This is a genomic window from Prochlorococcus marinus str. MIT 9201, from assembly GCF_000759955.1.
Classification (GTDB): Bacteria; Cyanobacteriota; Cyanobacteriia; order PCC-6307; family Cyanobiaceae; genus Prochlorococcus_A; species Prochlorococcus_A marinus_G.
In genome coordinates, this window is sequence record NZ_JNAL01000018.1 from 190,182 (window position 1) to 213,791 (window position 23,610).

At 30.8% G+C, this 23,610-nt stretch carries 32 protein-coding genes; 16 read left to right on the forward strand and 16 right to left on the reverse strand.

All coding sequences use genetic code 11. From position 1 onward, the window contains the following. Positions 1-3: 3 nt before the first annotated feature. Positions 4-240, reverse strand: coding sequence for an NAD(P)H-quinone oxidoreductase subunit O (locus tag EU95_RS00590; RefSeq protein ID WP_032522957.1), 237 nt, complete (start codon positions 238-240; stop codon positions 4-6). Between the two features lie 136 nt (positions 241-376). Here EU95_RS00590 and EU95_RS0109200 point away from each other — a divergent pair, with 136 nt between their 5' ends. Continuing rightward, entirely contained in the window at positions 377-1,303 is a 927-nt protein-coding gene (locus tag EU95_RS0109200; protein ID WP_032522958.1) for a TIGR01777 family oxidoreductase, read from the forward strand. On the opposite strand, the gene EU95_RS10185 is transcribed toward EU95_RS0109200, so the two are convergent. From EU95_RS10185 to EU95_RS00575, 4 genes are read right to left on the reverse strand one after another with little or no spacing between them, the layout of a single operon-like run. Then, positions 1,254-1,523, reverse strand: a complete 270-nt coding sequence (locus EU95_RS10185) for a hypothetical protein (RefSeq protein WP_072014846.1) — start codon at positions 1,521-1,523, stop codon at positions 1,254-1,256. The two genes, EU95_RS0109200 and EU95_RS10185, sit on opposite strands and share 50 nt — an antisense overlap. Beyond that, positions 1,516-2,718 (reverse strand): lipid-A-disaccharide synthase-related protein, encoded by a 1,203-nt coding sequence (locus EU95_RS00585; protein WP_032522959.1) that lies wholly within the window; start codon positions 2,716-2,718, stop codon positions 1,516-1,518. The genes EU95_RS10185 and EU95_RS00585 overlap by 8 nt, the downstream gene beginning before the upstream one ends. 1 nt (position 2,719) lies before the next feature. Beyond that, positions 2,720-3,148 carry a hypothetical protein gene (locus EU95_RS00580; RefSeq protein WP_032522960.1) on the reverse strand — a complete coding sequence of 143 codons (429 nt, stop codon included), beginning with the start codon at positions 3,146-3,148 and terminating at the stop codon, positions 2,720-2,722. A 6-nt stretch (positions 3,149-3,154) separates the two neighbouring features. Continuing rightward, positions 3,155-3,547 carry a HesB/IscA family protein gene (locus tag EU95_RS00575; RefSeq protein ID WP_032522961.1) on the reverse strand — a complete coding sequence of 131 codons (393 nt, stop codon included), beginning with the start codon at positions 3,545-3,547 and terminating at the stop codon, positions 3,155-3,157. A 99-nt stretch (positions 3,548-3,646) separates the two neighbouring features. Between EU95_RS00575 and zds the strand changes: the two genes are divergently transcribed. After that, complete coding sequence (gene zds / locus EU95_RS00570; protein WP_032522962.1) at positions 3,647-5,101, forward strand: 9,9'-di-cis-zeta-carotene desaturase; 1,455 nt, start codon at positions 3,647-3,649, stop codon at positions 5,099-5,101. A gap of 3 nt (positions 5,102-5,104) precedes the next feature. Further along, entirely contained in the window at positions 5,105-5,575 is a 471-nt protein-coding gene (locus EU95_RS00565; RefSeq protein WP_032522963.1) for an SRPBCC family protein, read from the forward strand. Here EU95_RS00565 and EU95_RS00560 read toward each other — a convergent pair. From EU95_RS00560 to EU95_RS00550, 3 genes are read right to left on the reverse strand one after another with little or no spacing between them, the layout of a single operon-like run. Then, positions 5,568-6,365, reverse strand: coding sequence for a uroporphyrinogen-III synthase (locus tag EU95_RS00560; protein ID WP_032522964.1), 798 nt, complete (start codon positions 6,363-6,365; stop codon positions 5,568-5,570). The genes EU95_RS00565 and EU95_RS00560 overlap by 8 nt on opposite strands. Beyond that, positions 6,352-6,744 carry a 30S ribosome-binding factor RbfA gene (rbfA, locus tag EU95_RS00555; RefSeq protein WP_032522965.1) on the reverse strand — a complete coding sequence of 131 codons (393 nt, stop codon included), beginning with the start codon at positions 6,742-6,744 and terminating at the stop codon, positions 6,352-6,354. Before rbfA ends, EU95_RS00560 begins: the two co-directional genes overlap by 14 nt. After that, on the reverse strand, positions 6,744-6,902 hold the full coding sequence (locus tag EU95_RS00550; protein ID WP_241466748.1) for a DUF751 domain-containing protein: 159 nt from the start codon (positions 6,900-6,902) through the stop codon (positions 6,744-6,746). Before EU95_RS00550 ends, rbfA begins: the two co-directional genes overlap by 1 nt. A 105-nt stretch (positions 6,903-7,007) precedes the next feature. On the opposite strand from EU95_RS00550, the gene EU95_RS00545 reads away from it, so the two are divergent. Beyond that, entirely contained in the window at positions 7,008-7,733 is a 726-nt protein-coding gene (locus EU95_RS00545) for a glutathione S-transferase family protein (protein WP_032522967.1), read from the forward strand. Here EU95_RS00545 and EU95_RS00540 read toward each other — a convergent pair. Beyond that, entirely contained in the window at positions 7,720-8,427 is a 708-nt protein-coding gene (locus EU95_RS00540; RefSeq protein ID WP_080728122.1) for a DUF6816 family protein, read from the reverse strand. The genes EU95_RS00545 and EU95_RS00540 overlap by 14 nt on opposite strands. A 1-nt stretch (position 8,428) precedes the next feature. Here EU95_RS00540 and EU95_RS00535 point away from each other — a divergent pair, with 1 nt between their 5' ends. After that, complete coding sequence (locus EU95_RS00535; RefSeq protein WP_032522970.1) at positions 8,429-8,686, forward strand: chlororespiratory reduction protein 7; 258 nt, start codon at positions 8,429-8,431, stop codon at positions 8,684-8,686. Here EU95_RS00535 and EU95_RS00530 read toward each other — a convergent pair. Further along, positions 8,683-9,240, reverse strand: coding sequence for a shikimate kinase (locus EU95_RS00530; RefSeq protein WP_032522971.1), 558 nt, complete (start codon positions 9,238-9,240; stop codon positions 8,683-8,685). The genes EU95_RS00535 and EU95_RS00530 overlap by 4 nt on opposite strands. 50 nt (positions 9,241-9,290) lie before the next feature. On the opposite strand from EU95_RS00530, the gene EU95_RS00525 reads away from it, so the two are divergent. The 5 genes from EU95_RS00525 to petL all read left to right on the forward strand — a co-directional run bounded on the left by EU95_RS00525 (position 9,291) and on the right by petL (position 12,640). After that, positions 9,291-10,217: a 6-pyruvoyl trahydropterin synthase family protein gene (locus tag EU95_RS00525; protein WP_032523078.1), complete on the forward strand. Its 927-nt coding sequence runs from the start codon at positions 9,291-9,293 to the stop codon at positions 10,215-10,217. Continuing rightward, a complete protein-coding gene (locus EU95_RS00520) occupies positions 10,214-10,864 on the forward strand; it encodes a dihydrofolate reductase family protein (RefSeq protein WP_032522972.1) in 651 nt (216 codons plus the stop codon). The genes EU95_RS00525 and EU95_RS00520 overlap by 4 nt, the downstream gene beginning before the upstream one ends. Positions 10,865-10,881: 17 nt before the next feature. Next, the gene (locus tag EU95_RS00515) at positions 10,882-12,036 is read left to right on the forward strand and encodes a peptidogalycan biosysnthesis protein (RefSeq protein WP_032522973.1); all 1,155 of its coding nucleotides are present in this window, start codon (positions 10,882-10,884) and stop codon (positions 12,034-12,036) included. A 59-nt stretch (positions 12,037-12,095) separates the two neighbouring features. Further along, positions 12,096-12,482, forward strand: a complete 387-nt coding sequence (locus tag EU95_RS00510; protein WP_032522974.1) for a DUF4346 domain-containing protein — start codon at positions 12,096-12,098, stop codon at positions 12,480-12,482. A 65-nt stretch (positions 12,483-12,547) separates the two neighbouring features. Continuing rightward, complete coding sequence (gene petL, locus EU95_RS0109205) at positions 12,548-12,640, forward strand: cytochrome b6-f complex subunit PetL (protein WP_011375671.1); 93 nt, start codon at positions 12,548-12,550, stop codon at positions 12,638-12,640. Positions 12,641-12,643: 3 nt separating this feature from the next. Here the strand turns inward: petL and rimO are convergent, their stop codons facing one another. Next, positions 12,644-14,008: a 30S ribosomal protein S12 methylthiotransferase RimO gene (gene rimO, locus EU95_RS00505; RefSeq protein ID WP_032522976.1), complete on the reverse strand. Its 1,365-nt coding sequence runs from the start codon at positions 14,006-14,008 to the stop codon at positions 12,644-12,646. 105 nt (positions 14,009-14,113) lie between these two features. Between rimO and EU95_RS0109210 the strand changes: the two genes are divergently transcribed. Then, positions 14,114-15,049, forward strand: a complete 936-nt coding sequence (locus EU95_RS0109210; protein ID WP_032522977.1) for a vitamin K epoxide reductase family protein — start codon at positions 14,114-14,116, stop codon at positions 15,047-15,049. On the opposite strand, the gene nadB is transcribed toward EU95_RS0109210, so the two are convergent. Together nadB and EU95_RS00495 are read right to left on the reverse strand one after the other, a co-directional pair. After that, positions 15,039-16,706 carry an L-aspartate oxidase gene (nadB, locus tag EU95_RS00500; RefSeq protein WP_032522978.1) on the reverse strand — a complete coding sequence of 556 codons (1,668 nt, stop codon included), beginning with the start codon at positions 16,704-16,706 and terminating at the stop codon, positions 15,039-15,041. The genes EU95_RS0109210 and nadB overlap by 11 nt on opposite strands. Further along, positions 16,706-17,473, reverse strand: coding sequence for a DUF3120 domain-containing protein (locus EU95_RS00495; RefSeq protein WP_032522979.1), 768 nt, complete (start codon positions 17,471-17,473; stop codon positions 16,706-16,708). The genes nadB and EU95_RS00495 overlap by 1 nt, the downstream gene beginning before the upstream one ends. Before the next feature lie 186 nt (positions 17,474-17,659). On the opposite strand from EU95_RS00495, the gene EU95_RS00490 reads away from it, so the two are divergent. The 5 genes from EU95_RS00490 to EU95_RS0109215 all read left to right on the forward strand — a co-directional run bounded on the left by EU95_RS00490 (position 17,660) and on the right by EU95_RS0109215 (position 22,652). Next, positions 17,660-19,039 (forward strand): TIGR03279 family radical SAM protein, encoded by a 1,380-nt coding sequence (locus tag EU95_RS00490; protein ID WP_032522980.1) that lies wholly within the window; start codon positions 17,660-17,662, stop codon positions 19,037-19,039. A 25-nt stretch (positions 19,040-19,064) separates the two neighbouring features. Beyond that, on the forward strand, positions 19,065-20,498 hold the full coding sequence (locus EU95_RS00485) for a TolC family protein (protein ID WP_032522981.1): 1,434 nt from the start codon (positions 19,065-19,067) through the stop codon (positions 20,496-20,498). Beyond that, positions 20,495-21,295 carry an inositol monophosphatase family protein gene (locus tag EU95_RS00480; protein WP_032523079.1) on the forward strand — a complete coding sequence of 267 codons (801 nt, stop codon included), beginning with the start codon at positions 20,495-20,497 and terminating at the stop codon, positions 21,293-21,295. Before EU95_RS00485 ends, EU95_RS00480 begins: the two co-directional genes overlap by 4 nt. Positions 21,296-21,384: 89 nt before the next feature. Continuing rightward, on the forward strand, positions 21,385-22,299 hold the full coding sequence (locus EU95_RS00475) for a YihY/virulence factor BrkB family protein (RefSeq protein ID WP_032523080.1): 915 nt from the start codon (positions 21,385-21,387) through the stop codon (positions 22,297-22,299). Positions 22,300-22,310: 11 nt separating this feature from the next. Further along, positions 22,311-22,652, forward strand: coding sequence for a hypothetical protein (locus EU95_RS0109215; protein WP_032522982.1), 342 nt, complete (start codon positions 22,311-22,313; stop codon positions 22,650-22,652). 4 nt (positions 22,653-22,656) lie between these two features. On the opposite strand, the gene EU95_RS00470 is transcribed toward EU95_RS0109215, so the two are convergent. The 3 genes from EU95_RS00470 to EU95_RS0109220 all read right to left on the reverse strand — a co-directional run bounded on the left by EU95_RS00470 (position 22,657) and on the right by EU95_RS0109220 (position 23,543). Next, a complete protein-coding gene (locus EU95_RS00470; RefSeq protein ID WP_032522983.1) occupies positions 22,657-22,803 on the reverse strand; it encodes a high light inducible protein in 147 nt (48 codons plus the stop codon). Positions 22,804-22,872: 69 nt separating this feature from the next. Continuing rightward, a complete protein-coding gene (locus tag EU95_RS00465; RefSeq protein WP_032522984.1) occupies positions 22,873-23,256 on the reverse strand; it encodes a hypothetical protein in 384 nt (127 codons plus the stop codon). A gap of 23 nt (positions 23,257-23,279) precedes the next feature. Further along, the gene (locus EU95_RS0109220) at positions 23,280-23,543 is read right to left on the reverse strand and encodes a DUF2973 domain-containing protein (protein ID WP_032522985.1); all 264 of its coding nucleotides are present in this window, start codon (positions 23,541-23,543) and stop codon (positions 23,280-23,282) included. Positions 23,544-23,610: the final 67 nt, after the last annotated feature.

Genomic DNA, 23,610 nt, shown 5'->3' on the forward strand with positions numbered 1-23,610 from the left:
AATTTATTGAATATATTCTTCAAGTTGATCTAATTTCAACCAAACGTCTGGGACAGGCCTGCGCCACCGAATCTGGGCATATTCCTCTTTAACTGAAAGAATCTCTCCAGGACCTTCAAAGACATAATTAGGTAAATCATCATCACTGGCTAGAGCCTCGATACTTTTTACGTATTTTTCTCTATCTACAAAAACTAAGCTTCCTTTCTTGAGAGGTTTCTTTTGAATAGAATCTGTCATTATTTAAGTCAACTAAGTAACTGAAATTTATTATACAAAAACTTGTTTGATAAATATTTAAAAAAATTGATAACAGAATAATAATTACAAACTTCAAAAAAATTTAATAGCCTTAAATAATAAATATCTTCAAAATATGCGTCTATTACTTCTTGGCTGCACTGGATTTATTGGTAAAGAATTAGTTCCAACACTATTAAATGAAAATCACGAAATATATATCGTGAGCAGAAAACCCATAAGTAAATTAAAACTTGATTTAGATTTCAATAAATTTAAATTTTTTCAAATAGATTTATCAAAAGAACAAAACTGGAATAATGAAAATCTTCTAAATATATTAAGAGAAACAGATGGAATTATTAATTTAATGGGAGAACCAATAGCAGAAAAAAAATGGACTTCTTCACAAAAACAAGAAATTGAAAATAGTCGTATTAAAACTACAGAATTTATGATGAAAACTCTTAAAAATTTCAAAATCAACCCAAAAGTGATTATAAATGGTTCAGCAATAGGTTATTACGGCACAAGTTTGTCTGATGAATTCACCGAAAATAGTATTGGAGGAAAAGACTTTTTAGCTAATCTTTGCAAACAATGGGAAGCGGTTGCAGCAGAAAAACCATTTTTCTCAAGACTAGTTATTTTCAGGATTGGAATAGTTCTAGAGGCAGATGGCGGAGCATTAGGGAAAATGCTTCCGATATTTAAAGTTGGGTTAGGAGGACCAATTGGAGATGGTCAGCAATGGATGAGTTGGATTCATAGAAGAGATTTATGCACATTAATTGCTCAAGCATTAGTTGATAAAAAGTATTCAGGAGTATTTAATGCTGTTGCACCAAATCCAGTATTAATGAGAGACTTTTCTCAGACTTTAGGCAAATGTCTTAATAGACCTAATTTACTTCCAGTGCCTGGAGCGGTTTTAAAAATATTGTTAGGCGATGGAGCAAAAGTTGTATTAGAAGGACAAAAAGTAATAAGCAGTAAACTCAAAAATTATAATTTTAAATATCCTCTTCTTGAGAAAGCAATTTACGCCTCCACCAAGAATTAATACCATTTACTAAAGCACCAATAATAAGAATCGTAATCAATGGAACAATAAGAGGATTCCAAACTATTTGAATAAAATTAATAAAAATAAATATCCCATTTAATTGCATGATGATTGCAAAAATAAAAAATATTGCAAAAAAAATTACTGTAAATAAGTTTATCAGCAACAAATTATCGATAATTTGCTTCAAGTTATTTTGATTATTTTTCTTAGTCATTTTTTATAACAATATTCATATCATCAACCATCTTAGGACAAGCTTTGTTTTCACCTAGTCTTTTTTTAGCATTTTCATTGCATGAGATCAGAAACTTCTTATTTAGCTTTATTAGATATATAACTTTAATAATCAATTTTATTGTCTGATTAATTTGATCATTCTTATCTTTATAATTGCTTGCACAAAAAACATATTTTCCAAGCAAACGTCTTTGCGCTTCTGCAAAAGATTTTGTAAATTGTGGACCTTTACCTTCAATCTGAATAACTGGTTTTCCTAAGCCAATAGCTTGTTCCGCAGCCGTTCCTGCCATACTAATACAGCATACACTTTTCAATAATATTTTTTCAAAATTATTCCAATATATATTCACCTCTAAAGATTTATATTGGAATTTCAAAAGATACTTCTCTTTTATTTTTTCTAGATATAACCATCTTCTTTTTTGAAATATCTCCTTTATTTTTGATGAAGATAAAGCATTAACTATTGCAAAATTAAATTCAATTTTTTTAAAGTATCTTAAATCTGACAGTTCCTCTAATACCTCCAAAATCAAAACAAAATTGTCTAGCATCTCTGGGAATCTACTACCTGGAAATAATCCAATACTTAATTTAGATTTGTTGAGTTCAATATCTCTAGAAAAAAACCTATCCATAAATGGATTACCCAAAAAAGATACTTCTTTCTTTAATTGAAAAGTTAAATCATTGGCTGTAAGAAAATCTCTGGCATATATTTTTTTTGACTTTTTTGAGAGCAAGAAAAATTTAGAGGGCCATGGCAATTTTAACTTCCCTTCATAATGACTGGAATAAGCAACTAGATATGTAAAAAAATCTTTGTCACAAATCCATGCGAAAAAAACTGGCACAATATCTCCAACTACAAAAAAGTAATCATATTTTTTTCTTATTTTATAAGTTAAGTATAATCTTTTTAGAAGATAAAATATTTCTCCCCCAAATATCTCAATTAGTCTCCCCTTAAAAGAATTGTAGCCAATTCCTCCAGTAATAAATTCTTTAGTTTTTCCAATAATCTTAATTTTTTCTTTTTGGTAATGGTTTCCTTTACCAACAATTGGCAAAGCATGTACAGAATAACCACTTTTTACGAATTGCTTAGCTATTAAACTCCCAGATAGATCTTCTCCATGCCCGTTACTTAGTATTAAAATTTTAAACAACTTAAAATTCCAACCATTTTTTAACTTTGGTTAACTCAGGCCAATCTGGATATCTAATTAATCCGTCTTCAACTGATTCTTGCAAATCATTTTTCACATCGGGCATCATCATAGACATTTTTTTTATTAACTCAATATGATCCCTAACACCTTTACTATTGGTAGCCAAAAGGGCTAAAGATAGATTCATTCTTGCTTGTGGATCTTGCTGATTTAATCGAACAGCTTGTCTGGCAGCTGCCAAAGCTTCTTCGTTATTTTTCAAAAGTAATTGAAGCCATGATAGACAAGTCCAGGCAGCAAAATGATTTGGTATTTGCTGTATAATTTTTTGAAAATCTTGAACGATTGGAATTAAATCTTGCCCAGCTTTGTATCTTGAAAGAGCTGCATTAAAATCCTCTTCGATGGGATTAATTTCTTTATTCATTACTAATTAAACTGCAAAAGAGCTTCCACAACCGCAAGTTTGAGAAGCATTAGGGTTTACAAAATTAAAGCCACCGCCAATTAATTCTTTACTAAAATCTAATTGCATACCATAAATATACAAGAGACTTTTAGGATCACAAACAACTTTAAAGCTTTGATCAGCTTTTAATGAATACTCATAAACTTTATCATCGGGATTTATCTCATTACATCCTATAAAATCCATCGTATAACTCATTCCACTACAACCGCCTGATCTTACGCCAACCCTGAGTGCTTTTTTATCACTTTGTCCCTTTAATAAATTTGAAATTTGCTCTATAGCATCATTCGTAATTAAGATACCTTTGCCATCATCGGAATTCTGAATTTCCTGTTTAACTTCTACATTTTCCATAAACAAAGAATTTCTACTATTTATAATATAAAAACATAAACGATAGGATGCATAGAACAAACAAAATCCAAACCTGATTTGTTATAATTTTAAGAAAAAGTGAAAATTGCAATAGTTGGTTCTGGGTTAGCTGGTCTCACAGCAGCTGTTAATTTAGTTGATGAAGGCCACGAAGTGGAAATATATGAGAGCAGGTCATTCTGGGGAGGTAAAGTCGGAAGTTGGGAAGATAAGGATGGCAATCACATAGAAATGGGTTTACATGTATTTTTTTACAATTACGCAAATCTATTCAAATTAATGAAAAAAGTGGGAGCTTTAGATAATTTACTCCCGAAAGATCATACTCATTTATTTATCAATAATGGTGGAAATTTGAAATCATTAGATTTCAGATTTCCCTTGGGTGCTCCATTTAATGGACTAAAAGCTTTTTTTACCACCGAACAACTCACTTGGGTAGATAAGTTCAGAAATGCCTTAGCTTTAGGGACAAGTCCAATAGTTAGAGGATTGATAGATTATGAAGGCGCAATGAAAATAATTAGAGATCTAGATAAAATTAGTTTTAAAGAATGGTTTTTAAACCATGGTGGAAGTGAAAAAAGTTTAGAAAGAATGTGGGATCCTATTGCATATGCTTTAGGTTTTATTAATTGCAAAGATATTTCAGCAAGATGTATGCTAACGATCTTCATGATGTTTGCCTCAAAAACAGAAGCCTCAAAACTTAATCTTTTAAAAGGATCTCCACATAAGTGGTTAACACAACCTATTGTCGACTACATCACAAACAAAGGAGCAAAAATCCATCTTAATCACAAGGTAGAAGAAATTATTTATGAGAAGGAATCCTCCTCTTATTCAGTTAATCAGTTAAAAATATCTTCTCCTGAAGGAATTAAGGCAGTGTTTGCAGATAAATTTCTAGCAGCCTGTGATGTTCCTGGAATAAAAAAAATAATTCCAAAAGAGTGGTATCAATTTAAAGAATTTGAAGGTCTAAACAAACTTAGAGCAGTTGCTGTTGCTACAATCCAATTAAGATACGACGGTTGGGTTACCGAATTACAAAAAGATAATACTGGAAACACACCAATTGGATTAGATAACCTTCTTTATTCTGCTGATGCGTCTTTCAGTTGCTTTGCAGATTTAGCATTAGCAAGTCCAGAAGATTATAGAAAAAAAGATATGGGATCACTTCTGCAATGTGTTTTGACTCCAGGCGATAGATGGATGGGAAGATCTACAGAAAGAATTACAAAAGAAATAGATAAAGAGGTTCGCCGTCTATTCCCATCCTCAAAAAACCTTAAATTGCTTTGGAGTAATGTAGTACAAATTCCACAATCACTCTATAGAGAATCTCCAGGTATGGAGCCTTTCAGACCCGATCAAAGAACATCCATATCTAATTTCTTTATGGCTGGTAGTTACACAAAACAAGATTACATAGACTCTATGGAGGGAGCTACAATGAGTGGTCATTTAGCTGCTGCTGCAATTTTAGAGAAGAAAGCAGAACTAGCAAAAAATCTTGCAGTAAGCTAATTTATGGGTACTTGGCTAAAACATGACGTAATAACAGTTGTTAATGCGCCTCTTGAAAATGTTTGGAATACATGGAGTGATTTAGACTCAATGTCACTTTGGATGAGCTGGATTGAATCTGTAAAAACAGTTGATGAAGAGACTAATACATTGCCAGATTTAACAGAATGGACTTTAGCTGCAAATGGCTTTAGGTTTAAATGGAAAGCTCAAATTACCGAAAGAGTCGAAAAAAACAAACTTAAATGGAAATCTATAGGGGGTTTACCAACTGAGGGTTCAGTGGTTTTTGAAAGTAAAAGTGATCAAATCACAATGGTAAACTTAGCCATAACTTATGAGCTACCTAAAATGATTGCGCGCTTTATGGAAGAAAATATACTAGGCAAAATGGTTACAAACGAATTACAAGCTAATATTGATAGGTTCAAAGATTTAGTTGAAAAGAACTATAGAAAAAATTTTTCTAACTAAATATATTAATTGCCACATCAAGTAGTCCTTCAAAAGTATATTTTTGTGCCTGACTATCAACTCTTCCAAAAATCTTTTTACATATTTTTGTTGTCTGAGGTCCAATAGTTAACAACTTAATTTGATCAAAATATTTCAACCATTGTATACCAAGTTTTTTTTCTAGTAAAAGAGCAGCATTTGATACGGTTTTACCGCTTGAGAAAATAATTGCGTCGACTCTTCGATTAGAAATAATATCAATTGTTTCTTCCGGAATTGTGTCAGGACATCTAGTTTCATATGCAGCAACCTCAAATACGCGGGAACCAGCCTTTCTAAATTGATCTGCAATTAGATCCCTACCACCTGTTTGAACTCTTGGTACAAAAACTCTAAGTCCATAACCAGATACTGGGAAATTATCAATTAAACTTTCAGCAACAAATTCTGGAGGTATGAAATCAGCCTTAATCCCTAAATCATCAAGAGTTTTTGAGGTTTTTTCTCCGACTACAGCGATTTTTGTTTTTTTAGCACACTCTTTTAATGAACTATTAAAATGATTTAGTCTTTTATCTACAAATTTGATCCCATTACTACTGGAAAAAATAATCCAATGAAAATCATTTATTTGATTTAATGCTTCGTCAAGAGGATTCAAATCATCAGGATCACCAATGCTTATTGCAGGCAAATCAAATACATTAGCGCCCTTGCTTGTAAATATCTTCTTTATATCTAATATCCCTTCTTTTGATCGAGTGATAATTATATTTCTTTGATCAAGGGGTAGATCAACTATTGGCATCCTTTTCCTCAAGATAATTATTTTGATTTTTATTTTTTAATTCATCAAGAAGTTTCAAGACTGATAATCCTTTATCAAGAACAACATCGTCTTTAAAAATTATCTCAGGAACTCTTCTCATTTCTATTCTTTTACCTAAACTATATCTTATAGAGCTTTTAGCAGTATTCAAATTTGCCACAATTTCTTTCCTCACTTTATCTTGAGCAGTTGAAGTTATGTAAATTTTACAGTGTTGCAAATCCCCTGATAAATCAATCTTAGAAATATTAACGAAATAATCTCTAATAAGATCATTTTCCAAATCATTCTGCAAAATAATGGTTATTTCTTTCTTCAAAAGAGAAGAAACTTTTGCAAGACGGTAATTGTTTGGCATTATGGTTGTAAATTATTCGGGTTTGTCATCGCTTGCAAGACAAAATAAACAGTTATGAAAGCACTTAAGACAGAAGATATCAATCCTACTATTGTGAGTGGATTTGATCTATTCTTGAATAAAGGTTCAAGCAATGCAACAAGTCCTCCAATAATAATGGATATTAAATACTTGGGATATCTTGCAACATTAGAGAAAAATTCGCCCATCAGCTCCACAAATAGATTACTTTTTTAGCTAAGTTTTAACAAACATTAAACAGCATGATCACATTATATCAATTTAGGCATAGTGCTTTTTGTTTAAAAACAAGAATGGCTCTGCATGCAAAAAAACTACAATATAGAGTTGAAGAAGTAACGCCTGGAATAGGTCAATTTGAAATCTTTAAATTATCAGGGCAAAAACAAGTCCCTGTAATAGTCGATAGTAATGATCAAATTATTCATGACTCATCAACAATCTGCGAATATATAGATAAAAAAAATGATAACAATCCACTTTTTCCTGAGGACCCAATATTATTTGCACAATGCAAACTAATTGAAGACTGGGCAGATACGACAATGGCTACAACTTGTAGAAAAACATTAATAAAATCTGCAATAGAAAATCCACAGCTAAGAACTGCATTACTTCCAGATGAAATACCTTCTTCAGTTAAAAGTATTGTTGATAAATTACCTTTTGATAATCTCAGTAAAATTTCTAATGTAGTTTTGTCTTCTAAAGATAATTTAGAACTCCAAAAATTACTGGAAGCTTTATCAAAATCCTTGATCAACAAAAAATATTTAGTTGGAGATAATTTATCAATTGCAGACATTTCAATTGCTGCTCAATTATCCCTTCTTAAATTTCCAAAGTCTGCAGGACCAATTCTTTCAGGAGAGGGGAGCCAAGAATATATAAATAACCCTTATTTAGAAAATCTTTTTATGTGGAGGAACAATTTAGAAGAATATCTTTTTAGTGCTAACTCTCAATAAATTCAAACTTCAATTTATATTTATTTGTTTTTATAGCATGAATAGAAGGATCGCCAACTTTTGAACCATAAGAAGCAACATATTGCACTCCACAAATTGATGGTTTGATTGAATTATCAACTTCAAATATTTCCTCAGGACATTTTTGAAATTTACTAATGGTCTCTACCTGATTAATCCTTGAAGCACCTGGCTTATGCACTGTTTGTATAACCAGCTCATCTGCGAAAAAAATATTATCATCTTGGATCTGATTTCTCCCTGTAATTCTTGAATCGATATAAAAATCATCTTTTAAATACGTAATTTGATTATTAATAGATTGAGGATCATTTACAACCTTGATTAAGGTGTCACCAAATATTGCTTTTCCAATAGATTCAGAATTTTTTGCACGATTACCAATAATTAAATCTGAATCATTCTTAAAGAAATTTACTTTATAAAAAACTGGCTCTTCTGCATCATTAATTATGTCTTGAGAAGTAACAAGCCAATTACCCTCGAACCATTTAGGATAAATTAAATCCTTAGAAGTATCAGATAATTTAAAATTTGGCAAATATAATTCTGGCCATTGATTTACACGATTTTCCAAAAACTCTTTTACGTTAGAATCTACTAGAGCAAAAGAACTTTCTAAAAAAACTCCTTGAAAAATCAAGCAAAGAATTAATCCAAGAAGAATTTTCATTATGTCAAATCCACTAATAAGAGCATCAGATCACTATGTATTATTAGAGCCAGATTCAAAAGAAAAAATTGTATCAAAACAAGAAGCAATTTTATGGTTGAAGAATTGGCTCAATAAGATAGAAACACAAACAATATATCAAAATATAAAAGATACTGATCAGGAATTTTTTGAAGAATTATTGGAAAGTACTTATGAATTAGAAATAAAATTAGGATACGTTATCAAATGGTTTGCGGTAAGAATTGAACCAGATTAATTAATTATTTCTTTGTGAATTGCATTAATTATTTTCATAGCAACTTCTCCAATATTTTCTTTTTTTACCTGGATTTTTAGATCTGCTTGAGAATATAAATTTTCTCTAGATTTTAAAATGCTCATATATAAATCATTTAGATTCTTGCCCTGTAGTAGTGGCCTTTTTTCAATTTCATTTTTCAATCTTTCAATTGCTATATCTTTGTCGAGATCTATCCAAGCAATTATTCCCTGTCTTAAGATTCCCCAGTTTTCTGATTTAGTAACTATCCCTCCTCCAGTTGATATGACTAATGAAGGAATTTTGATGGTTTCTTTGAGGCAGTTTGCTTCTAATTCACGGAAATTCTCTTCTCCCTCATCATTAAAAATTTGATTAATAGATTTTTTTGCCAACTTTTCTATTAATGAATCTAAATCAATATATTTATACTGCAATAATTCAGCCAGCTTCAAACCTGTTTGTGACTTACCACAACCCATCATACCTATTAAAAATATGCTTCTTCCCTTAATAGAACGGACTGTTTTTTCGATAATGGATTGTTCCATGAAGACAAAAGCGTATTTAAAACCTTAAGATAGTATTATTGCAGAAAGCTATGACTTCTACACAATCCAATTCATTACATGGAAAGGGGCGTGAATGCGTCATAACTCGACGCGCCTGCTTTAGTTCTAGTCATCGTTATTGGCTTCCTGAAAAAAGTCCAGAAGAAAATCTATCTCTTTTTGGAAAGTGTAGTTTTGCTCCGGGACATGGTCATAACTATGAACTCATTGTATCAATGGGTGGAGAACTAGACTCGGATGGAATGGTCTTAAATCTCTCTGATGTAAAACACTCTATTAAAAATGAGGTTACTGGACAATTAGATTTTCGTTTTTTAAATGATGTCTGGCCAGAATTTAATATTTATAATCAGGATGGAATACTCCCGACAACCGAAGCATTAGTTCAGGTCATTTGGAATCGTTTAAAAAATGATTTACCTCTTACAAATTTAAGACTTTATGAAAGCCCTACTTTATGGGCAGATTATTTTGGAAAAAACATGGAAGCTTTATTAACAGTTCAAAGTCATTTCAATGCAGCTCATAGATTAGCCAAAGATGAAATCTCCTTAAGTGAAAACAAAAAAATTTATGGTAAATGCGCAAGAATAAATGGACATGGTCATAACTATTTTCTTGATGTGACTGTTCGAGGACAAATAAATCCTAGGACGGGCATGATTTGTGATTTACCATCATTACAAGCAATTATTGATGATCTTATTGTTGAACAGTTTGATCATACTTTTTTAAATAAAGATATTGAATATTTCAAAACTTGCGTTCCAACATGTGAAAATATTGCATTACATATTTCTGATATCCTTTCATCTCCAATTAAAAATATTGGAGCAAATTTACACAAGATTAGACTCCAAGAAAGTCCTAATAATGCTGCTGAGATTTATGTTGAGCAAACCATACAAAATTCTCTACAAAAGAAACTTGAAAATTCATTAGTTGCTCAAACTTGAGTATTCCAAAAGTAACAATAGTTATAGCGTCGAGTCTTGATGGGCGAATTGCATTTCCTGAAGGTGGAGAGTCTCATCTTGGAAGCGAAGAAGATAAAAAAATGTTAAACCAAAACTTATCAATAGTTGATGCCACCATTTTTGGTTTAGGTACTTTAATAGCTCATCAATCAACTTACCTAATTAAGAATCTCAATAACAATGAGAAAGTAAAAATATCAAAAACACAACCAATATCTATAGTTGCTTCGAATAGCAAAAAATTTAACAGTAATTGGAAATACTTTCGTCAACCAATTAGAAGATGGCTAATAAGCTCAAGTAAAGTTGATAATTTATCGAATAAAGACTTCGAGAGACAGCTCTTTTTCGAAGATTCATGGGAGAAAACTTTAATTTCACTAAAAAAACAAGGAATAAATGATCTAGCTCTTTTAGGAGGTGCAAAACTTATAAATTCTTTTATAAAAGAGGATCTAATAACAGATATAAAAATTACAATAATTCCACAAATAATTGGAGGTAGATATACATGGATCCCTCCAGAACAAACAAATGAGATTTTTAATCTCAAAAGACTATGGGAAATAAAATCAATTGAAAATTTAATGAATAATGAAATTCACGTTCATTACAAAAAAATTTGAAATAAATTTAATAATAAATGAACCAAAAAATACATAAAGTTGAAGTCAAATTGTCAATTAAGGAAATCTCCAAGGATATATGGCAAGAATTAGCAAATGAAATCAATAATCCATTTTATGGATGGACCTGGCTTAAAAACCTTGAAATCTCAAAAAGTGTTTCAAGAGAAACGGGTTGGCAGCCTTTATATTTTGTTGCTTATAAAAATGAAGAAATAGTGGGAATTGCTCCACTTTTTTTAAAAAATCATAGCTATGGAGAATTCATTTTTGATCAATCATTTGCAAGATTAGCTCAAGAGCTGAATTTAAATTATTACCCTAAATTAATTGGAATGAGTCCTTATAGTCCTGTAAATGGATATCAATTTCTTTATAAAAAAAATAGAGATAAAAAAGAAATAACAAATTTGCTTATAAACCATATCGAAAGCTTTGCGATTACAAACAAAATTTTAAGTTGTAATTTCTTATACATTGATGAAAGCTGGGGCAACCATCTTAAATCTTTGGGATACCATGAATGGATAAATTCCATTAGTGAATGGAGGAATAATGGAGAAAAAACGTTTGATGATTTTCTTTCTAGATTTAACTCTAATCAGAGAAAAAATATAAAAAAAGAAAGAAAATCAATTACTAAACAAGATATTAAAGTAGAAATTTTTGATGAAGATGATATTAACCAAGAAATCCTCAAAAAAATGCATTATTTTTATGAACAACATTGTTCGAGGTGGGGAGTTTGGGGAAGTAAATATCTAACATCTACATTTTTCGAAAAAATTGTTGATAATAAAAAAAATCTTTTACTTTTTAGCGCATCAAAAAATAATACAAATGATATTTTTGCTATGTCAATGTGCGTTAAAAATAAAAACAACTTATGGGGTAGATATTGGGGTAGTCAAGAAGAAATATCTAATTTACATTTTGAATTATGCTATTACCAGCCTATTGAATGGGCAATAAAAAATGGTATTCATTTGTTTGATCCTGGAGCGGGGGGTAAACATAAAAGGCGGAGGGGGTTTTTTGCAAAAAACACCATTAGCTTGCATAAGTGGTTTGACAAAAATATGGAAAATATAATCTATCCTTGGCTAAATGAAGTTAATAAACAAACCGAGATGGAAATTGATTTTGAAAATAAATCTATACCCTTTAAATAAAAAATAATTTGGCTTTATCAAAGATTATATTAGTAATATAGTTTTATTTACTTCTAAGAATGGATTCTAGTAAAAGTTTTGCTGAAAAACTAAAGATTGATAATAATCTATCTAATCGATATATAGACTTAGATCCAAAAGGTTACTTTATTATAAAAGTAGATTTAAAAGAAAATAAAATAATTTTAGAACACTTTCTAAATAATATTAACGATGACGGATATGCGCTTGACCCAGACACAAATGAACCAATTAAATGCGACTCTCAAAATAAAAGAGTTAGTCATGAAGTTTTTGAAGGTATTAGTGCGAAACAACTTGGAATATTGATAACTGAAGAAAGAAATGACTTAATAACCAGATTCGACCATGCTCTATATTTAGGCAGGGAACTACAAAAAGCAGAAGAATGTTTATACAAACAATTACCATATATCCAAGATTAAGAAATTAAACGAAAAAAATCTAATCTTTTTATCTGATGTTAAATTAAATAAAAATAAAAAGATTAATGAACATCATTTTCTATTTTGCATTTATTGGTTTTGGTTTTGGAGCTGCTTTCGCATTAGATAAGCTATTAAGAGCAGTTAAATTAATTTAAAAACTACAAAATTTTAATAGTCTCTCCATACAAATCGTATTCATCACCAAAAGAAATATTTGCTTCAACAAATTTACCAATATAATTTTTCAGCTCGTCATTAGTATTAATAGATAAAATCACATTTCCATCGATTTCAGGCGAGAAATTGTAGGACCGACCTATTAATTCTTTATTATCTGATAGTTTTTCCACCAAAATCTTCATTTTTGATCCAATATATGACTGATTTTTATCTTTAGAGATATTTTGTTGGAGTGAAATAACGTTATCTTTTCTTGCCTCTGCAACTTCTGGTGATACTTTATTTGGCAAATCAAAAGCTGCAGTTCCTTCCTCAGGAGAAAAAATAAACACTCCCACATGATCAAATTTGTGCCTATCCAAAAATTCGAGAAGATGTTCAAAATGTTCTTTTTTTTCTCCTGGGAAACCAACAATGAGACTAGTTCTTAATACAGCAGATGGAATTTCTTCTCTAATTTTCTCCAAAATTGATTCATTCAAAGAAGCCTGCCAAGGTCTATTCATGCTCTTCAAAACATCTGGATGACTATGCTGGAGTGGCAAATCAAAGTAAGGTACTATATTCTCTGAATCTTTGAAAGCTCTAATAACTTCATCAGTTAAACCCGTAGGATAAGCATAATGTATCCTTATCCAAGGAATTGGAACTTTAGAAAGCTCATTCAAAAGTTTGGCTAATGATGGTTTTCCATAAATATCTTGACCATAATTAGTTGTTATTTGACTAATTAATATAATTTCTTGAATACCCTGCTTTGCAAGATTTTTAGCTTCTGTAACTATAGATTCTATTGTTCTACTTCTTTGAGGACCTCTCAACTTAGGAATAATACAAAAAGCACAATTATAATTGCAGCCTTCAGCAATACGAAGATAAGCAACAAATTTGTTTTTATCTACAAAACGAGGTATATCCTCATCTGCAATAAATTCCGGTATTTTTGAAACTTCATTAACAATTTCCCCTTTTTCTACTCTGTCTAAAACCTTAGCTATCTTTTGATAATCTCCTGTTCCAACCAAACCTTTTATTTCAGGGATTTCTTTTAGAAGTTCATCTTTAAAATGCTGAGCCATACAGCCTGCAACTATTACTTCCTTTCCTTGATTTGTATATTCTAGAATTTTTCTAATGGATTCTTCTCTAGCTGTTTCAATAAAACTACAAGTATTTACAACAACAACATTTGCATCATTTATATTACTATCAACTTCATAACCCTCTTTATCTACCAAGCCTTGCATATGTTCAGTATCAACAAGATTTTTCTCGCAACCAACATGACTGAATGCAATCTTAGATAGTTTTTTTTCTTTTACATTAAGACAATTTTTTTTCACAACACGAAAAATAAGAATTAAAAGATTGAAAAAGCATTTTGTAGATAACTCTCATGCCAAGATAATATTAGGATAGATAATGTAAATAACAAACTTTCATTTTGTATGGCCCTTAAGACTTTAAACAAAAGAAATAAAAAAGATTTGAAATGGCCAAAAATCATAATCGCAATTCTTAGTACCATAGGCATAGTTGACACTGGTTCGATTACTTTAAAAAATTGGGGAATATTTACTTCGCTTTCATGCCCAGGGATACAAAATGGTTGTGAAACAGTTTTAAATAGTCCTTGGGGTACTTTATTTGAAAGTAATCAAGTTAATATACCTCTCTCATTAGCTGGATTCATAACGTATTTATCAATATTAATTATCACAATAGTACTTTCGCTTAATTTAATTTCCCCAAAAGAAAAACTAAATAAGTTTTTATGGTGGTTAGTATTTTTAATATCTTGTGCATCATCAACATTTAGCTTTTTATTAATCAATATAATGTTTTTTAAGATTCAAGCATATTGCTTTTTTTGTATACTTTCAGCAATTTTATCGTTTTCTATCTTTATAATTTCTATGATTGGAGCAAAGTTTGAGAGTAGAGAACCTATGATTTTTAGAGGTTTCATTGTAGTCATTAGTGTCCTATTAGGGGGCTTAATTTGGTCAACAAACGTTGACCCATCTAATGCTATTGATGTTGCAAACCCAACTGAAAATGTTTCGCCAGTAATTACCACTTCGAGCTCTCCCCAGAAGGTAAAATTTGCAAAATTCTTAAATGAAAACAATATTGTTATGTATAGTGCATACTGGTGCCCGCACTGTCACGATCAGAAACAATTATTCGGTAAGGAAGCAGTTGAAGAATTAAAAGTAGTTGAATGTGCTAAAGATGGCAAAGATAACGAGTATGAGCTCTGCCAGAAAAAGGGGATAAGTGGATTTCCTTCTTGGGAAATAAATGGAGAAATTATTAGTGGTACTAGCGACTTGAATGAATTAGCGATAAAGACAGGTTATCAAGGAGATTCTAATTTTTGATAAATCTTTTTTGAATTTTTTGATCTAACTGTTGTCTAGTATGGCATTCCCAATTTTTATCTTTATCTGGAAAATCATCTCTATAATGCCCTCCTCTACTTTCTTCCCTAAATAGACAAGCTTTTAATAGAGTTATAGTTGTTATTTGTCTATTCTTCAAATCAAGTAAAAGATTTAATACTCTCCTATTGCGTTCACTAAGTTTAATTGTTTGATCAAATTTTATTTTTTCAAGACTATTTAGTAAATCATTTTTATGTAATTTATCGATATCACCTTGAATAAAATTTAGAAATTTACGCATATTTACCTTATTTCGAGATACACCTAAATTTAACCAACATAGTTTTCTCAGTTCATCAATTTGTTCAGCAATTTTGGAAATTTGATCTTCTTTAGGTTCTTCAATATCAAACTCTTGCAATGATCTATCAATTTTTGCAAATTCGGGAAGATCATTCAAAACAATTGCAGACATTTTTCTTGCGAAAACAAGACACTCCATCAGTGAATTACTTGCTAGTCTATTAGCACCATGAACGCCTGTAGAAGCAACTTCTCCAACTGCATATAATCCTTTTCTTGTAGAAGATGCATTTAGATCAGTTTTAACGCCTCCCATCCAATAGTGAGCTGCAGGAGCGACAGGTATAACTTCATTTAAAGGGTTAACTCCATAATCCTGACAGCGACTTAAGATCGTGGGGAAACGCTCTACAATTTTTTCTGGGTCAATATAACGAAGATCTAAGCCAACATGATCTACATTATTATCATACATATTTTTCATAATTGCTCTACTTACTTGATCTCTAGTCGCTAAATCACGATTTTCAAGATTTTTAACTGGACTTTCACCATTTTTATCAACTAAGATAGCTCCCTCTCCTCTAAGTGCCTCAGATATTAAAAAGCAAGGTGCACCATAAAATTTTAAAGCGGTTGGATGAAATTGCACGAACTCTAAATCTTCTATAGCGGCGCCTGCGTTCCATGCAAGAGCAATCCCTTCACCAGAGGATTGAGCAGGATTCGTTGTGTTAGTAAATAAATGCCCACCCCCACCTGTAGCCAAAACAACAGCTCTCGATTGAATCCAATATAAATTTGCTCCATCAAGAACCTGAACTCCTTTACATTCTTTATTTTCAATAAGAAGTTCAGTTACTCTTACACCCCTGCAGTGAAGAATATTTTTTTTATTCTCAATATGATCTTCTAGAACTTCAACTAATGCTCTTCCAGTACGATCTTTAACATGTAAGACTCTTCTTCGTGAATGAGCTGCTTCTAAAGTAGTAGCTAATTGATCAGAACTTTGATCAAAAATCATCCCTAAATTCTGCAACCTGTCTACACAACTTGGAGCTTCTTTAACCAGCATTTCTACAGCTTGAAAATCACATAATCCATCTCCTGCTTTTAAAGTATCCTCAGCATGAAGATCAAATGAATCATCTTGTCTAACAACAGATGCGATTCCCCCTTGAGCCCATCTACTGGAAGATACCTTACTAGTATTTCTATTTAAAAGAAGCACTTTTAAATTTGCGGGCAATTCAAGACAAGCCATAAGGCCAGCAGCTCCAGCACCTACAACGATTACATCCCACTTATTTATTGGAATTGGGTCTTGTGAAAATGGAGGCCTTAACATTAAACCAATCCACTAAGTGTTGGTTGCAGAATCGCTAAAACAATAAAAATACCATCAACAATTAATGTAGTTTGAATTACATAACTAGAAACTAAGAGTGCTTTACCACTAGTAGTATTAATTGTGGCAGAATCAAAAATTTCTTTTGAAATCAACCAAAGTATAAGGGCAACGATAATAATAATAGATAATGATTTTATTTGGATAAGATTTTCTGAGGTTTTTTGAAGAATTTGGGGTGCATTTTCAGAATCTGCTGTAATTACTTGCCTCCATTGATCCATTAACCCTAATAAAAATATTGTAATATCGGTAACTGCAGTTCCAAATAAAGAAGAGATATAGAAACTTGAACCTATTTTCCAATTAGTACCAATTCCAATTAAAGCTAATGGGAAAACTACAGCTTCAACAGGTATGTGGAGGATAGGAAATGGGCTTAACCATCCCCAGAACAAACATCCCCCAAGCCAACTGCCTGATACGCCAAGTAATAATGAACTTACAATAAACCACTTATTTGATCCCTTTTTATTCAAAACAAATGCCACTAAGAGAATAACAAATGTAAAAGAAAGAGCACTTAATGGTTCTAATCTAACCCAAGGGGCTTGCACAAAAATAGGTAAAATAACAAAAAAAGAAGACCATAATCTTAAAGATATGGGATTTGACAAAAAACTATCCTCGTATGAATCAACTGACTTATGAGAATCATAGTTGAACTTATCTTTTACTTCTAAATTTTTTGTAATTAATTCTTTCAATGAATAAGGGTTTAAAGTTACTTTAATTAATTTAAATCGTGTTTTAGAAAACTGCGTATGCAGTATTTTAATAAATCAAAGACCCTTAATCTCACTCCTGTATTTAATATTTTAAAAGTATTTAATACACTTTGAGGCATATATAAGATTAGAATAATGATAAAGAAAAATATTTGGCCTTAAATTGTGTGGCAAGAAATTAATTACAGAGAAGATACCAATCATCATTTGGTTCCTAATATTACTTATGAAATAAACCCTGCAGAAATTGAAAGTATTGAAGTTAATTCCATCGCTCAAGAAATAGGATTTGAATCAGGTGATTCAATTATTAGTATTAATGGGAAAAAACCAAGAGATTTAATTGATTATCAGATTCTCATTAGTGAAGAAATTTTAGAAATATCAGTTTTAGATAAAAATAAAGAAATTCATAATATAAGTATTGAAAAAGATCAAGATGTTAATTTAGGGATTAATTTTAAAGATGCATTATTTGATTCAATCAAACAATGCAATAATAAATGTCCATTTTGTTTTATAGATCAACAACCAAGTGGTAAAAGAAAAAGCCTTTATATAAAAGATGATGATTATAGATTAAGTTTTCTTTATGGCTCTTATTTAACTCTTACGAATTTAAAAAAAGAAGACTGGGAAAGAATTGCTATGCAAAAACTCTCCCCACTTTTTATATCAGTTCATGCTACAGATCCCGATACGAGAGAAAAATTATTAAAAAATAAAAAAGCAGGCCTGATCCTTGATCAAATTTCCTGGTTTGAAAAAAACTCTATTCAAATACATGCTCAAATTGTTGTTTGTCCAAATATAAATGATGGGGATATTCTTGAAAAATCAATTTTGGAACTAGCTGAATTCTACAAAAAAAATACTCAGACAGTACTTTCAGTTGCAATAGTTCCTGTAGGACTTACAAAATTTAGACCTGAGAATGATGGGTTGAAATCAATAAGCCCTGAATACGCAATAACAACGATTAAACAGGTTGAGAGAATTCAATCCTCTCTACAACTTACTCTTGGAACTCGTTTTTGTTGGCTTGCAGACGAATGGTATTTAATAGCTGGTATCAATTTACCTAGTTATAAAACCTACGAAAATATGCCACAAGAATCTAATGGAGTAGGATCAATTAGAAACTTTCTAAAGATATTAAGTGAGAAATCTAACAACCTGCCAAAAAAAATAAAGCAGCAAAAAACAGTCAGTTGGATTGTTGGTAAATTAGTTTATGAAGCCTTAATTCCTACAGTTAAAAAATTAAACTTAATTGATGGTTTGCAAATTAATTTATATGGTTTACCAAGTATTTATTGGGGTCAAGATCAAGTTGTTACGGGTCTTCTTACTGGAGAAGATTTAATTTACGGTCTGAAAAATAAGGATTTAGGAGAAGCTGTCTACATACCATCTATTATGTTAAAACTTAATACTGATTTATTTTTAGATGATAAAAATATTAAAGAAGTTGAAAATCAATTAAATACCAAGATTCACGTTCTTGATGATTCAAATGATATTATTAATACTTTGATTGGTTAATCGAATATCCTCGATACTATAAAACATGCTTAGAAGAGTAATAAATCCATTCTTATTCTTGCCAATTGCTCTAAGTATCAACTCTATTAATGTACTATCAAGCGAAGCAGAAAATAATATAGATAATACTTTAGGAGAAAATTCAAATAAACTTATTATTAATTATGAAGAAATTGAAAAAATTATTTTAAAAAATCAAGAGTTAAAATCACTACAAAATTTAGTGAATTCTGCTAACTTTAATGTTTTAAGCAAATTAGGTCAAATTTACCCATCCTTAGATCTGCAAGTAAATGGGTTACCAAAATATGTCTCAGGTAGGAATTACAGTAACAATTCTCCGACTTTAGAAACATCGCAATTTTCGGTTAATCCTTCTCTTAATATTAAGTGGGATTTGATTGACCCACTTAGAGGATCAGAAATTAAACTTGCCAAAGAAAACTACAAAATTGCAAAAAATAATTATGAGATTAAGAAAAAAGATTTAATACAAACAGCAAGAATGAGGTTTCACAAATACCAAAAGTCATATCAAGAAATTCAAAACAAAAAATTTACCCTTAATTTGTCAATTACTAGTTTAGATAATGCTCAAGCAAAATTAGATGCTGGAATTGGCACAAAATTTGAAGTTCTCGAAGCAGAGGCTCAATTATCGCGAGATAAACTATCTCTTAAAGAAAAAAAAATAGAACATAAAATAAATAAGATTTCTCTTAAGGAAATACTTAATGTCAAAGAGGATTTTGAAAGTAATAAAGAGCAAAATCTAATAGGTTTTTGGAATCATAAATTAAATAAAAATATTAATGAAGGTTTAGAGAAAAATCTTTCCTTAAAAAATGTTCGTCTTCAAACTTCAATCAAAAAAAGCCAAGCAAATAGTTTTTTAGCTCAAAATAAACCAAATATCTACCTCAGCAATACATTCTCTAGTGTATTTTCCAAGGGTGAGTCTCTATCAAATAATATTGACTATGGAGCATCTGGATCTAACTATACAAATACAGTAAGTCTAAATTTTGTATGGAGTATTTTTAATGGATCTCAGAATAAAAACTCTTATAAATCAAAAATAGCAGATGCAGAAGCTGAAGAGTATGCCTATAAAAATCTAAAAAATGTTTTAATCACAAATATTAGTAAAGCTTATTTGAATCTACAATTAAATAAAGAGCAAATAATTTCTTCTATTAAAGAAATTGAATCCAGTAAAGAGTCAGTAAGACTTTCAAGACTTAGATATGAAGTTGGAATATCAACTCTCAAAGATTTACTATTGAGACAAAGTGAATTAAGTAATGCAAAATCAAAAAATATTAATGCGATATATAATTACAACTTGAATCTAGATGAATTAGAAAGATTAACTTTTCTTGAAATAAGTAAAAATTGTTTTGATGACAATAATAATAAAATTAAAGATAGAGAATCTATTTGCAATATTCAAAAATGAATTTACCAAATTTAACTCATAATCAACTAAGTGAATTAGATTCTTTATTTGAATTAGTTAGTGCACGTCAAATTAAAGATTTTGGAAATATAAGTGCAAGCAACAAAGCTGACGGATCATTAATAACAAGTTGTGATTTATGGAGTGATAAAACGATAGTAGATGGATTGGCTTCAATAGCTCCAGGTGAAGGAGTCCTTAGCGAAGAAGGAGGTAAGTTAATTCCCAATACAAAAGCATATTGGGTGGTTGATCCACTTGATGGAACAACAAATTTTGCTGCAGGTATACCGTATTGGTCTATATCAGTGGCAAGGTTCGTTGATGGTAGACCACAATCTTCTTTTTTGATAATCCCTACTTTGAAAAAAAAGTTTGTATCAATTAAAGATAATGGTGTTTGGTTAAATAACCAAAAAATAGACCCCAAGCAAAGAAACAACCAAAGTGAATGCATTTCTTTGTGTAGTAGATCTATAAAAATTTTGCAAAAAAACCCAAACTCAGTATTTCCTGGCAAAATCAGACTTTTAGGTGTATCGAGTTTGAATCTAACGAGTGTAGCTATGGGGCAAACTTATGGAGCAATAGAATCAACCCCGAAGATATGGGACATTGCAGCTGCCTGGCTGTTATTAGAGGAACTTAATTGTTCTATAGAGTGGTTAGAAATAGATCCTTTGAATTTAGTTTCAGGCCAGAATTTGAGCGATGTTAATTTTCCATTAATTGCTTGCAGATCTGCAGAAAAAATTGAAATTCTAAAACCATGGGGTAATTTATTATTAGAAAAATAATTAAATCATAAAGAAATAATTGCTTGAAAAATTTCTTAATTAGATACAATAAGAAAATATATTGAGATAAATATTTGAATAAATTAAATATGCAGAGAAGCTCAACATGGATCTTGAAAAGTTTGTGGGGAGCTTGTGAAAGATGGAGCAAATCTGATTGTATTGATTTAAGTGCTGCATTTGCCTATTACACACTACAGTCATTTTTTCCTATTCTTCTAATTTCTCTTTCAATAGCATCATGGTTCCTCGGAAAACAAGAGGGGTTAGATCAACAAATCATTTCTGTTGCTGCACAGATTTTACCTCCTTCAGTAGTTGAATTAGTAGAATCAACATTATTTAATTTGATAGATCAAGGTTTTGGGGCAGGAATTCTAGGAGCTATGTTTTTACTATTTACAGCAGGAAATGCATATTTATCGCTCCAAAGAGGTTCAGATAGGCTATGGGAAGACGAACTCCCATCTAAAAAAGTTAATGCTGCTTGGAGAGAGCAAGCTTCAAGATTTCTAAGGAATAGAGTTGAAGCTTTTTTAATAGTATTCTTTATAGGTTTCCTGATGGTATTAGATCAAATTAGTGCAAATCTAAGAATGATCCCAAGTAATGTATTGGAAAATCTCTCAAAATCTAATAATTTAATTACTGATTTATTACTAAAGCTGCCGTTATTACAAGTTGGTCAATTTGCAATACCACTAATTGGATTTTCTCTAATGGCCCTTTTATTACAAGCCCTATTACCTAGTAGAAAAGTTCCTTTAAGACCACTTTTACCCGGATCTTTTCTTATTGGAATTGGCTTAACGACATTGAATCTGGCAGTAAGTAAAAGTATTCTCTCACTTGGAGCAAGATTTCAAGCGTATGGTTTTATTGGAGGTTTTCTAGTACTTACTTTATGGGTTTGGCTACTTGGAGTAATTTTATATTTTGGGCAATGTTGGAGCGTTGTTATTGCTAGTATGTCTTTAGTAAATAAAAAAAAAAATAAGAGGTAGTAATAAATACTATGAATTACTTTCTTAAAGCTAATTTGAATTTATTTACTTATTCATTAATTGCACTTGTAGCAATTTCTATTTTCGGGATAAACTTTTTCATAAGCTTTCTCAGTAATATCCTACTCCTATTATTTTTAATTCCTCTACTATTAGTAATTTTAGCGTTTATAAGTTTTTACTCTTACAAATCAAAAGTCAATACATGTGAAGCTTGTGGTGCAATATCCCTAGGCTTAAGTAAAACTTGCATGAATTGTGGGGCTAATCTAGAAAATATTAGTAATAACGATCAATTTAATAGAAAGCCTAGTGAAAGTATCATTGAAGTGAAGGCAGAAGAAGTGCAGTAAAATACTAACCTATTCCAATTTGTCTAAGAATACTTTGTCCAGTAATTAATTCAGTACCAAGCCCAATTAAAATACCCATCATTGCCATACGGCCATTCCAGGTTTCTGCAAAATTTACGAAGCCAAATCTCGTTTGATTGTCATTATTCATAATTAACTAAATCGTCTATCAAGTCATTTTAACGTTTTAAGGAAGAATTTATGATAAATAATAAATTATTTATTTAATATGTCTTACGCCATCAACAGGTCGATACGCATCTCCAGTTAATTCCTCATACACAATAGCTGGTAATCCTGTATCAAACATTGTTTGCAATGCCTCTTTTAACATAGGATTCCAACCACCAGTACTAACTTTTCCATGTCTTACAGTCCAGTCCCAAGTCCCTTGAAGATCTCTGGGTAATCTACCCTCTCTATCTCTTCGAGCGACTAAGTCTAAAGATTCAACTAAACCAACAATAACTGGTTCTTTACCATAAGAGGGGGTAAGACTTAGTTCAAGTCTAACTGGATCTTCTTTAACAATTTTCAAACGAAACCTTGGTGGCAACTTAAGAGATCGTATTACCCCCAAGACAATTTTTGTTTTTAATTCCAATTTTTTTCCTAAGTATAATTTGATTAGTCAGTTGTTGAGCCTTTTTCTTCTAATGTAGTGTCATTGTCATTAGAAAATCTTACTGTTAATAATTCCTCTTCTGTTATGTTTCCTGATTTATCTAAAAGTTCTGGATGTATTGTGTACTTATTTTGTTTAAACCTGGAATTACTGAATCTTTTATTTTTAGTATCAGATATACCCCAACCATTAGACATTACTTTAAAAGCTTTCCAGACTAAATAAGTTAATGCAGCGGAATATATGATTGGAAATAGAATAGTCATCAAACTTATAAATTAATTTATTATATGTCTAATATCATAGCCCGAAAAAAAGAAATTTTGCTATTTT

Bases quoted from the DNA above. Each gene is read 5' to 3' on its own strand.
- nadB (WP_032522978.1), bottom strand. From the start codon at position 16,706: ATGTTAAGGCCTCCATTTTCACAAGACCCAATTCCAATAAATAAGTGG.
- EU95_RS0109220 (WP_032522985.1), bottom strand. From the start codon at position 23,543: ATGACTATTCTATTTCCAATCATATATTCCGCTGCATTAACTTATTTA.
- EU95_RS0109210 (WP_032522977.1), top strand. From the start codon at position 14,114: ATGGCCCTTAAGACTTTAAACAAAAGAAATAAAAAAGATTTGAAATGG.
- rbfA (WP_032522965.1), bottom strand. From the start codon at position 6,744: ATGCCAAACAATTACCGTCTTGCAAAAGTTTCTTCTCTTTTGAAGAAA.
- EU95_RS00560 (WP_032522964.1), bottom strand. From the start codon at position 6,365: ATGCCAATAGTTGATCTACCCCTTGATCAAAGAAATATAATTATCACT.
- EU95_RS00480 (WP_032523079.1), top strand. From the start codon at position 20,495: ATGAATTTACCAAATTTAACTCATAATCAACTAAGTGAATTAGATTCT.
- EU95_RS00540 (WP_080728122.1), bottom strand. From the start codon at position 8,427: ATGAAAATTCTTCTTGGATTAATTCTTTGCTTGATTTTTCAAGGAGTT.
- EU95_RS00515 (WP_032522973.1), top strand. From the start codon at position 10,882: ATGAACCAAAAAATACATAAAGTTGAAGTCAAATTGTCAATTAAGGAA.
- EU95_RS00580 (WP_032522960.1), bottom strand. From the start codon at position 3,148: ATGAATAAAGAAATTAATCCCATCGAAGAGGATTTTAATGCAGCTCTT.
- EU95_RS00535 (WP_032522970.1), top strand. From the start codon at position 8,429: ATGTCAAATCCACTAATAAGAGCATCAGATCACTATGTATTATTAGAG.
- EU95_RS00470 (WP_032522983.1), bottom strand. From the start codon at position 22,803: ATGAATAATGACAATCAAACGAGATTTGGCTTCGTAAATTTTGCAGAA.
- EU95_RS00525 (WP_032523078.1), top strand. From the start codon at position 9,291: ATGACTTCTACACAATCCAATTCATTACATGGAAAGGGGCGTGAATGC.
- EU95_RS0109215 (WP_032522982.1), top strand. From the start codon at position 22,311: ATGAATTACTTTCTTAAAGCTAATTTGAATTTATTTACTTATTCATTA.
- EU95_RS00485 (WP_032522981.1), top strand. From the start codon at position 19,065: ATGCTTAGAAGAGTAATAAATCCATTCTTATTCTTGCCAATTGCTCTA.
- EU95_RS00590 (WP_032522957.1), bottom strand. From the start codon at position 240: ATGACAGATTCTATTCAAAAGAAACCTCTCAAGAAAGGAAGCTTAGTT.
- EU95_RS00575 (WP_032522961.1), bottom strand. From the start codon at position 3,547: ATGGAAAATGTAGAAGTTAAACAGGAAATTCAGAATTCCGATGATGGC.
- EU95_RS00530 (WP_032522971.1), bottom strand. From the start codon at position 9,240: ATGGAACAATCCATTATCGAAAAAACAGTCCGTTCTATTAAGGGAAGA.
- EU95_RS00475 (WP_032523080.1), top strand. From the start codon at position 21,385: ATGCAGAGAAGCTCAACATGGATCTTGAAAAGTTTGTGGGGAGCTTGT.
- EU95_RS00565 (WP_032522963.1), top strand. From the start codon at position 5,105: ATGGGTACTTGGCTAAAACATGACGTAATAACAGTTGTTAATGCGCCT.
- EU95_RS00545 (WP_032522967.1), top strand. From the start codon at position 7,008: ATGATCACATTATATCAATTTAGGCATAGTGCTTTTTGTTTAAAAACA.
- EU95_RS10185 (WP_072014846.1), bottom strand. From the start codon at position 1,523: ATGACTAAGAAAAATAATCAAAATAACTTGAAGCAAATTATCGATAAT.
- petL (WP_011375671.1), top strand. From the start codon at position 12,548: ATGAACATCATTTTCTATTTTGCATTTATTGGTTTTGGTTTTGGAGCT.
- EU95_RS00510 (WP_032522974.1), top strand. From the start codon at position 12,096: ATGGATTCTAGTAAAAGTTTTGCTGAAAAACTAAAGATTGATAATAAT.
- EU95_RS0109200 (WP_032522958.1), top strand. From the start codon at position 377: ATGCGTCTATTACTTCTTGGCTGCACTGGATTTATTGGTAAAGAATTA.